6 protein-coding genes are annotated in these 8,671 nt (G+C 73.6%); 2 read left to right on the top strand and 4 right to left on the bottom strand.

The genetic code is table 11. The features are described 5' to 3' along the window. The coding region (locus ACSNOK_RS01490; protein ID WP_436778669.1) for a LysR substrate-binding domain-containing protein at positions 1 to 507 on the top strand (507 nt) is incomplete at its 5' end. 303 nt (positions 508 to 810) lie between these two features. On the opposite strand, the gene ACSNOK_RS01485 is transcribed toward ACSNOK_RS01490, so the two are convergent. Further along, complete coding sequence (locus ACSNOK_RS01485) at positions 811 to 1,725, bottom strand: RNA polymerase sigma-70 factor (protein WP_436778675.1); 915 nt, start codon at positions 1,723 to 1,725, stop codon at positions 811 to 813. Positions 1,726 to 1,949: 224 nt separating this feature from the next. On the opposite strand from ACSNOK_RS01485, the gene ACSNOK_RS01480 reads away from it, so the two are divergent. Beyond that, entirely contained in the window at positions 1,950 to 2,435 is a 486-nt protein-coding gene (locus ACSNOK_RS01480; protein ID WP_436778668.1) for a carboxymuconolactone decarboxylase family protein, read from the top strand. A 58-nt stretch (positions 2,436 to 2,493) separates the two neighbouring features. Here ACSNOK_RS01480 and ACSNOK_RS01475 read toward each other — a convergent pair whose 3' ends face one another. The 3 genes from ACSNOK_RS01475 to smc form a co-directional block, all read right to left on the bottom strand. Continuing rightward, positions 2,494 to 3,258, bottom strand: coding sequence for a serine hydrolase (locus ACSNOK_RS01475; RefSeq protein ID WP_436778667.1), 765 nt, complete (start codon positions 3,256 to 3,258; stop codon positions 2,494 to 2,496). Between the two features lie 110 nt (positions 3,259 to 3,368). Beyond that, a complete protein-coding gene (locus ACSNOK_RS01470) occupies positions 3,369 to 4,787 on the bottom strand; it encodes a sugar porter family MFS transporter (protein ID WP_436778666.1) in 1,419 nt (472 codons plus the stop codon). Positions 4,788 to 5,069: 282 nt separating this feature from the next. Further along, on the bottom strand, positions 5,070 to 8,618 hold the full coding sequence (gene smc, locus ACSNOK_RS01465) for a chromosome segregation protein SMC (RefSeq protein ID WP_436778665.1): 3,549 nt from the start codon (positions 8,616 to 8,618) through the stop codon (positions 5,070 to 5,072). Between the last annotated feature and the right edge of the window lie 53 nt (positions 8,619 to 8,671).

Here is an 8,671-nt window from a genome sequence, read left to right as displayed (position 1 = left end):
CCCCCCCCCGCGCCGCTGGCCACCCTGCCCGTCAGGCTGGAGCCCATCGGCGTCATCCTCCCCGCCGACCACCCCCTCGCCGCCCACGAGGAGGTGCCGCTCGCGGCCCTCGCCGACCACCCGCTCCTCGTCCACACCGCCGACGAGGCCGCCGAATGGCGCGACTGGATCGACCGGATCATGGCCGACTTCGGCCTCCGCAGCGCGCTGCGCGTCCGCGGGCACGGCCGCGCCGCCATCCACGCGGTGGTCCAGGCCCGCGGCTACCCCTCCTTCGGTCTGACCACCGGGCACCTCCCCGACGGCCTCACCGCCCGCCCCCTGACCGACCCGGTCCCGCTCTACCCCTGGCACGCCGTCTGGAACACCAGCACCGCGACGGCCGCCACCCACCGCGCGCTGGAGATCGTCCACACCTACGCCCGGGCCCGTCACTGGCACCGCTTCCCCGATGCCCCGTGGTGGCTGCCGGAAGCGGACCGCGCGGCACTGAACCCGCGGAAGTGACCGGAGGCCGACCTCCTGAACAGCGACCGGCCCCGGCGCGGCGAACGTTCCGTGCCGCACGGCCGCACCGGCGGCGGGAACGACGGTACGGGCCACCGCGGCAGGCGGAGACGTACCGCGACGGTTCCCTCCGCTTCCGCGACGAGAACACCCACCTGTGCCTGGTCGCACCCGCGCGGGAAGCGGCCTACGTGACGCTCGGACCCTGCGCCGACGACGCCCGGCAGCGCTGGACGGCCGTGCCGTGACGCCGCGACGCGCCTGAGGGGCGGCGGAGCCTCGCGGCGGGCCCGCCCGTCGGTCTCAACGCCGCAGCGCCGCCTCCCGCTCCATGTGCGACAGCTTCTCCGGGTTACGGACGGCGTAGAAGCCGCTGATGAGGCCGTCGTCCATGCGCACCGCCACGACGGTGTCGAGCTCGCCGTCGATCCGGAAGGCCAGCGCCGGGCGGCCGTTGACCTCCGTCAGCCGCAGCGAGGTCTCCGCCTTGATCCTGGACAGGGAGCCGACGAGCAGGCGGGCGACCTTGTCGGCGCCCACGATGGGCCGGAGGACGGCCTTCTTGACGCCGCCGCCGTCGCCGAGGAGGACGACGTCCGGGGCGAGGATGTCGAGCAGGCTCTGCAGGTCGCCCGTCTCCACCGCCCGCCGGAAGGCGTCGAGGGCGCTGCGGGTCTCGGCCGGGGAGACGGTCCCGCGCGGCCGGCGGGCGGCGACGTGGGAGCGGGCGCGGTGGGCGATCTGGCGGACCGCGGCGAGGGACTTGTCGACGGCTTCGGCGATCTCGTCGTATCCGAGGTCGAACACCTCGCGCAGCACGAACACCGCCCGCTCGGTCGGCGTGAGCGTCTCCAGGACCAGCAGCATCGCCATCGAGACGCTGTCGGCGAGTTCGGCGTCCTCGGCCACGTCGGGGGCGGTGAGCAGCGGCTCGGGCAGCCAGGTGCCGACGTAGGACTCCTTGCGCCGGCCGAGGGTCCGCAGCCGGCCCAGGGCCTGGCGGGTGGTGATGCGGACCAGGTAGGCGCGCCGTTCCCGGACCGTGGCGAGGTCGACGGCCGACCAGCGCAGCCAGGTCTCCTGGAGCACGTCCTCCGCGTCGGCGGCCGAGCCGAGCATCTCGTAGGCGACCGTGAACAGCAGGTTGCGGTGGGCGACGAATGTCTCGGTGGCGATGTCCACGGACGCGCCGGCGCCTCGCCCGGCCGTCTCCTCCATATCCGTCTTAGCCGCCGCCTCCGCCGCGCGTGCGCCCTGCTCGCTGTTCACCGCGTGCTCCCCCGTGTTCGTTCCCGACCGTGTCACATGCATCGGACACCGGTCGTCGGCGCTTTGTGACAGCCGCCGCCGGTGGTCCTCGTCACATCCGTATCCCGTCACAGGGCGGGGACGGGCGGCATCTCATGGTCGCCAGTGACACACCACAACGTGAGGACGACGTCATGGACACCCGTTTCGACCTGTTCGGCAACGAGTTCGGCGCCCGGTTCACCAAGCGGTTCGCCAACGCCGGTGCGCTGCTCCACCAGTCGTCGCTGCCGCTGTCCACGCAGGAGCTGGTGTCGCTGCGCGCCAGCCAGATCAACGGCTGCGGCTGGTGCGTGGACATGCACACCAAGGAGGCGGTGGCGGCCGGGGAGAGCCACGCGCGGCTGCACCTGGTGGCCACCTGGCGCGAGGCCACGGTGTTCACCGAGGCGGAGCGGGCCGCGCTGGCCTTCGCCGAGGAGGGCACCCGGATGGCCGATGCCCACCAAGGCGTGTCCGACGAGACGTGGGACCGGGTGCGCGAGCACTACGACGACGACCAGATCGCCGCGCTCGTCTGCCTGGTCGGGCTGATCAACGCGGCCAACCGGTTCGCCGTGATCGTGCACCAGCGGGGAGGGTCGTACGAGGCGGGCATGTTCGCCTCCGCGCTCGCCTGAGACGAGGACCTGTCCGAACGGGGCCTGCCCTGACGGGACTTGCCCGCAAGGGGCTTGCCTACCCCCTCTCCCCCGCCTCCGCGATCCTGTGCCGGGAGCGCCACACCCCGGCGGAGATCCGGGCCAAGAGGCGGGCGGCCGGGTCGTCGACGTCGTCGCCCGAGCCGAGCGGGCCCGTGTAGCAGACGGCGATCGTGTAGGGCGGGGTGTCGGGCGGGTAGACCACGGCGGCGCTGTGGCGGAGGCCGGTGATCCAGCCGTTCTTGCCGGCGAGCCGGGTGCCCGGGGGCAGGCCGGCGGCGAGGTCGACGCCGTGGGCGTTGTGCTCCAGCAGGGCCAGGACCTCGGGTTCCAGGGAGTCCAGGAGGGCGGCCAAATCGCGGGCGGTGACGAGGTTCTGGAGGCCGGCGGCGCGGGCGGGGTGGTCCTCGATGCCGCGCCGTACGACGCTGTGGGCGGCGCCGGCCCGGCGCCAGACCTCGGCCACGGCCGCGTACCCCACCTCGGCCAGGCAGAGGTTGGTGGCCAGATTCGAGGAGTGGGTGACCATCCGCTCGGCGAGCCAGCGCAGCGGCGCCGTGCCGCCGAGCCGCTGCCAGGGCAGCGGGTCGCCGTCCTCGGCGGGGTCGTCGGCGTACGTACCGCCGCCGGCGGCGGAGGCGAAGCGGTTGACGACCGGGACGGGCCGGTCGAGGTCGGTGCCGGAGCGGTGGAGCGCGGCCAGGACGGCCACTTTCATGGTGCTGGCGGCGTAGTGCACCGCGTCCGCGTTCCGCTCGACGGCCGGGGGGCGGCCCTGGGATGCCACGACGAGGGAGAGCACGTCCTCAGCGTAGGGCCCGGGGCGGCGGGACAGGGCCCGGAACGGCGGACAGGCCGCCCCGGTGCGAAACCGGGGCGGCCTGTCCGTGGAGATGGGCGGCGGGGGGGATGTCAGCCCATCTCCTCCAACGCCTTGCCCTTGGTCTCCTTGACGTACTTGAGCACGAAGGGGATGGAGAGCACGGCGAAGACCGTGTAGATGATGTAGGTGCCGGAGAGGTTCCAGTCCGACAGGCTCGGGAAGCTCGCCGTGATGGCCCAGTTGGCGATCCACTGGGCGGCCGCGGCCACACCCAGCGCCGCGGCGCGGATCCGGTTGGGGAACATCTCGCCGAGGAAGACCCAGACCACGACGCCCCAGGAGAGGGCGAAGAAGAGGACGAAGGCGTGGGCCGCGATCAGGGCGACGGTGCCCTGGGCGGTCGGCAGCGAGCCGTCGCCGGCCTGCGAGGAGAACGCCCAGGCCTCCAGGGCCAGGGAGACGGCCATACCGGCCGAGCCGACGATCGCGAGCGGCTTGCGGCCGACCCGGTCGACGAAGAGCATCGCGACCACGGTGCCGACGATGTTGATGATCGACGTGGTGAACGAGTAGAGGAACGAGTCGCTCGGGTCGATGCCCACGGACTGCCACAGGGTCGCCGAGTAGTAGAAGGCGACGTTGATGCCGACGAGCTGCTGGAAGACCGAGAGGCCGATGCCGACCCAGACGATCGGCAGGAAGCCGGCCTTGCCGCCCAGGAGGTCCTTGAAGCTGGACTTGTGCTCGCTGCGCATCGCGTGCTCGATCTCGGCGACGCGGCCGTCGAGGTCGATGTCCTTGCCCTCGACGTCCGCGAGGACGGCCTTGGCCTTGTCGACCTTGCCGACGGAGATCAGGAAGCGCGGGGACTCGGGGATGGCGAAGGAGAGCAGGCCGTAGAGGACGGCCGGGATGACCATGACGCCGAGCATCAGCTGCCAGGCCTCGATGCCCAGCACCTTGCCGCGCTGGTCGCCGTCGGCCATGTTGAGGATGCCCCAGTTGACCAGCTGCGAGACGGCGATGCCGACGACGATCGCGGCCTGCTGGAAGGAGCCGAGCCGGCCGCGGTAGGCGGGCGGGGAGACCTCGGCGATGTAGGCCGGGCCGATGACCGAGGCCATGCCGATCGCGATGCCGCCCAGGACGCGCCAGAAGGCCAGGTCCCAGAGGGCGAAGGGCAGCGCGGAACCGACGGCGCTGATGGTGAAGAGGGTCGCCGAGATCTGCATCACGCGGATGCGGCCGATCCGGTCGGCGATCCGGCCCGCGGTCGCGGCGCCGATGGCGCAGCCGATCAGCGCGATGGCGATGACCTGGGCCAGGGCGGCCGAGCCGATGTCGTACTTCCCGCGGATGCCCTCGACCGCACCGTTGATCACGGAGCTGTCGTAGCCGAAGAGGAAGCCACCCATGGCCGCGGCCGCGGTGATGAAGATGACGTGGCCGAGGTGGTCCGGCTGGGCCTTGCGGCCCTCGGCCCCCTGCGCCATCGCAGTGCTGGTCAACGTGTACTCCTGGGTTCCTCGGCGACATTGCCGGGAAAGGTGTGGGGGTGGCCTTTCCAGTGGGTCACATGATCCAAGTGCCCACCAGTTGAAGGCATAAGCAACGCAGCAGACCCTATGTCTTCATTTGGCGAAGTCAATACTTTGTGACGAAGAACTATCCCCTGCCTTTGGGGTAGTTTGCCTTCATTACTTGAAGGCGATCATGAAAAATGCCCGAAATGCGGGGCCGACAGGCGGTGAACGATCACCGACCGGCCGGCCGACAGGGATCGGATCCGGTCACCGCAGCCGCTGGCTGATGACCTTTGAGACACCGTCGCCCTGCATGGACACGCCATAGAGCGCGTCGGCGACCTCCATCGTCCGCTTCTGGTGCGTGATCACGATCAGCTGCGAGCTCTCCTGGAGCTCCCGCATGATCCCGATCAGCCGCTGGAGGTTGGTGTCGTCCAGCGCCGCCTCCACCTCGTCCATCACATAGAACGGGCTGGGTCGCGCCTTGAAGATCGCCACCAGCAGGGCGACGGCGGTCAGCGACCGCTCGCCGCCCGACAGCAGCGACAGCCGCTTGACCTTCTTGCCCGGCGGCCGGGCCTCCACGTCCACGCCGGTGGCCAGCATGTCGTCCGGGTCGGTCAGCACCAGCCGGCCCTCGCCACCCGGGAACAGCCGCGAGAAGACCCCCTCGAACTCCCGCGCGGTGTCCCGGTACGCCTCGGTGAAGACCTCCTCCACCCGCCGGTCCACGTCCTTGACGACCTGGAGCAGGTCGGCCCGGGTCTTCTTCAGGTCCTCCAACTGCTCGGAGAGGAACTTGTGCCGCTCCTCCAGCGCCGCGAACTCCTCCAGCGCCAGCGGGTTGACCTTGCCGAGCTGCTGGTACGCCCGCTCGGCGGCGCGCAGCCGCTTCTCCTGCTCGGCCCGGACGTACGGGACGGGCGCGAGCTCCCGCGGCTCCTCGCCCTCCGCCGGGGGCGACGGCGGCACCGGCTGGTCCGGACCGTACTCGGCGGCCAGCGCCTCGGGTTCGATGCCGAACTCCTCCAGCGCCTTCGCCTCCAACTGCTCGATCCGCAGCCGCTTCTCGGCCCCCAGCACCTCGCCCCGGTGCACCGAGTCCGTGAGCTTGTCCAGCTCGGCCTTGAGCTCCCGGGCCCGGTTGCGGCCGACGACGAGCTCCCGTTCGCGCTCGGCCTTCGCCGCCTCGGCGGTCCGCCGCTCCTCGTCCGCGCGGACCAGCGACACCTCGACGTGCGCCAGCAACTGCCGGGCACCCGCCGCGACGGCCGTCGCGACCTCGGCCTCATGCCGCAGCCGCGCGCGCCGCCGCTCGGCCCGCTCCCGCGCCTCCCGCTCGGCGCGCGCCGCCCGGTCCAGCGAATCCGCCCGGCCGGCCAGCGCCTTGACCCGCTCCTCGTGGGTCCGCAGCTGGAGCCGGGCCTCCATCTCGGTCTGCCGGGCGTTGGCACCGTCGGCCGCCAGCCGGTCGCGGACGGAGGTGTCCGGCTCGTCGTCGGCGCCGTCCTCCTCCAGCTCCTCGGCCGCGGCCAGCCGCCCGGCCAGCTCCTCGGCCTCCTCACGCGCCCGGACCAGGGCCTCCTCCGCGTGCGCCGCCGCCGCGGCGGCCCGCTCCGCCTCGCCCGCCGCCGCCCGGGCCTGCCCGGCGAGTCCGCCGAGCACCTGCGCGGAACGCGACTTCTCGCGGTCCGCGGCGCTCAGCCGGGCGGCCAGCTCCTCGACCAGGGCCGCGCACCGGACGCGCTCCTCCCCCGCCGCCTCCTGTTCACGGGAGAGCCGGGCGCACAGCTCGTCCAGCTCCGCGCGCTCGGCGGCGGCCTCATCGACGGCCGCCCGCACCTCCAGCAGGCTGGGCGCGCCCTCGGACCCGCCCTGGGCGAGGTGGGCGCCGAGGACGTCGCCCTCGGCGGTGACGGCGGTCAGCTCCGGGTGCCCGGCGACCAGCCGCTCGGCGTCCTCCAGCGCGTCCACGACCACCACGCCGTCCAGCAGCCGCCGCACGGCGGGCAGCAGTTCCTCCGGCCCGGTGACCAGACCGGCGGCGTACCGCCCGGCGGGCGGGGCGGGGCGCTCCGGGCCGGCGGGGCCGGGGGCGCCGCCGAGCAGCAGGACGGCGCGGCCGGCGTCCTCCTTCTTCAGCAGGCGCAGCGCCTCGGCGGCGGCCGGGAGGCCGGTGACGGCGACGCCGTCGGCGACCGCGCCCAGGGCGGCGGCCACCGGCAGCTCGTACCCCGGGGCGACGGTGAGGAGTTCCGCGGCCGGGCCCAGCAGTCCGTCCCACCGCTCCCGCGCGGACAGCAGGGCGTCGGTGCCGTCCTTGCGGCGCAGGCCCAGGGAGAGAGCATCGTGCCGGGCGGTGACGGCGGCGCGGCGCCGGTCGGCGTCCGTGGCGGCCTCGCGGGCGGCGGCCAGCGCGGCGTCGGCCTCGGCCAGCGCCTCCTTCGCGGCTTGCAGCCGGCCGGCGAGTTCCGCGTCACCGGCGTCGGTGCCGTCCGCCTCGGCCTGCCGGAGCTCGTACTCCTCGCGGGCCGCCGCCGCGCGCTCCCGGGCCTCGTCGCGGGCGGTCGCCAGCCGGCCGGCCTCGGCCTCGGCGGACGCCACCCGGCCGCGCGCCGCGGTGACCCGGCCCTGCAGCCGGGCCCGCTGCTCCCGCCGGTCGGCCAGGGCGCGAGTGGCGTCGCGGAGTCGGCGTTCCTCCTCGGCGAGCCGGCGTTCGAGGTCGGCGCGGTGGGCGGCGGTGTCCTCCAGGGCCCGGTCCGCGGCCTCCACGGCGGCCTCCAGCTCGGCCTCCTGCTCCCGGATCCGGGCCGCCTCGCGCTCCAGGTCCTCGGGGTCGCGGCCGCGCCGCTCCTCGGCGGGGGCGGCGGTGGCGCTGGTGACGCGGGCGTCGGCGAGGCCGATGGTGCCGCGCACCCGCTCGGCGAGGCGCGAGAGTTCGTACCAGGTCTGCTGGGCGGTGGCCAGCCGCGGCGCCAGCTCCTCGACCTGCCGCTCCAGGTCGGCCTCCCGGCGGGCCGCCTCGCGCAGCTCGGCCTCGGTCGCGTCCTTGCGGCTCTTGAGCGCGGTCTCGTCGGCGATCTCGGCGCGCAGCGCCTCACGGAGGGCGGTCAGGTCGTCGGCCAGCAGCCGCAGCCGGGCGTCGCGCAGGTCGGCCTGGATGACGGCGGCGCGGCGGGCCACGGCGGCCTGCCGGCCCAGCGGCTTGAGCTGGCGGCGCAGTTCGTCGCTGAGGTCCTGGACCCGGGCGAGGTTGGCCTTCATCGCGTCCAGCTTCCGCAGCGCCTTCTCCTTGCGCTTGCGGTGCTTGAGGACGCCGGCGGCCTCCTCGATGAAGGCGCGGCGGCCGGCGGGGTCGGCGTGCAGGACGGAGTCGAGCTGGCCCTGGCCGACGATGACGTGCATCTCGCGGCCGATGCCGGAGTCGGAGAGGAGCTCCTGGATGTCGAGGAGGCGGCAGGTGTCCCCGTTGATCTGGTACTCGCTGCCGCCGTTGCGGAACATGATCCGCGTGATGGTGACCTCGGCGTACTCGATGGGGAGCGCGCCGTCGGAGTTGTCGATGGTGAGCGAGACCTCGGCGCGGCCCAGCGGCGGCCGGCCGGTCGTCCCGGCGAAGATGACGTCCTCCATCTTGCCGCCGCGCAGCGACTTGGCGCCCTGCTCGCCCATGACCCAGGAGAGGGCGTCGACGACGTTCGACTTGCCGGACCCGTTGGGGCCCACGACGCAGGTGATCCCGGGCTCGAAGCGCAGGGTCGTCGCGGAGGCGAAGGACTTGAACCCGCGCAGGGTCAGGCTCTTGAGGTGCACGCGGAAGGACTTTACCGTCCTGTCCTGCGCCGTTCCGGGCCCGCGCGGGCCGC

Source organism: Streptomyces sp. URMC 126 (assembly GCF_051386555.1).
Lineage (GTDB): Bacteria > Actinomycetota > Actinomycetes > Streptomycetales > Streptomycetaceae > Streptomyces.
This window is presented reverse-complemented; position numbering and strand designations above follow the sequence as displayed.

Excerpts from the sequence above, each read along its gene's own strand:
- ACSNOK_RS01480 (WP_436778668.1), top strand. The coding sequence starts at position 1,950 with ATGGACACCCGTTTCGACCTGTTCGGCAACGAGTTCGGCGCCCGGTTC.
- ACSNOK_RS01485 (WP_436778675.1), bottom strand. The coding sequence starts at position 1,725 with ATGGAGGAGACGGCCGGGCGAGGCGCCGGCGCGTCCGTGGACATCGCC.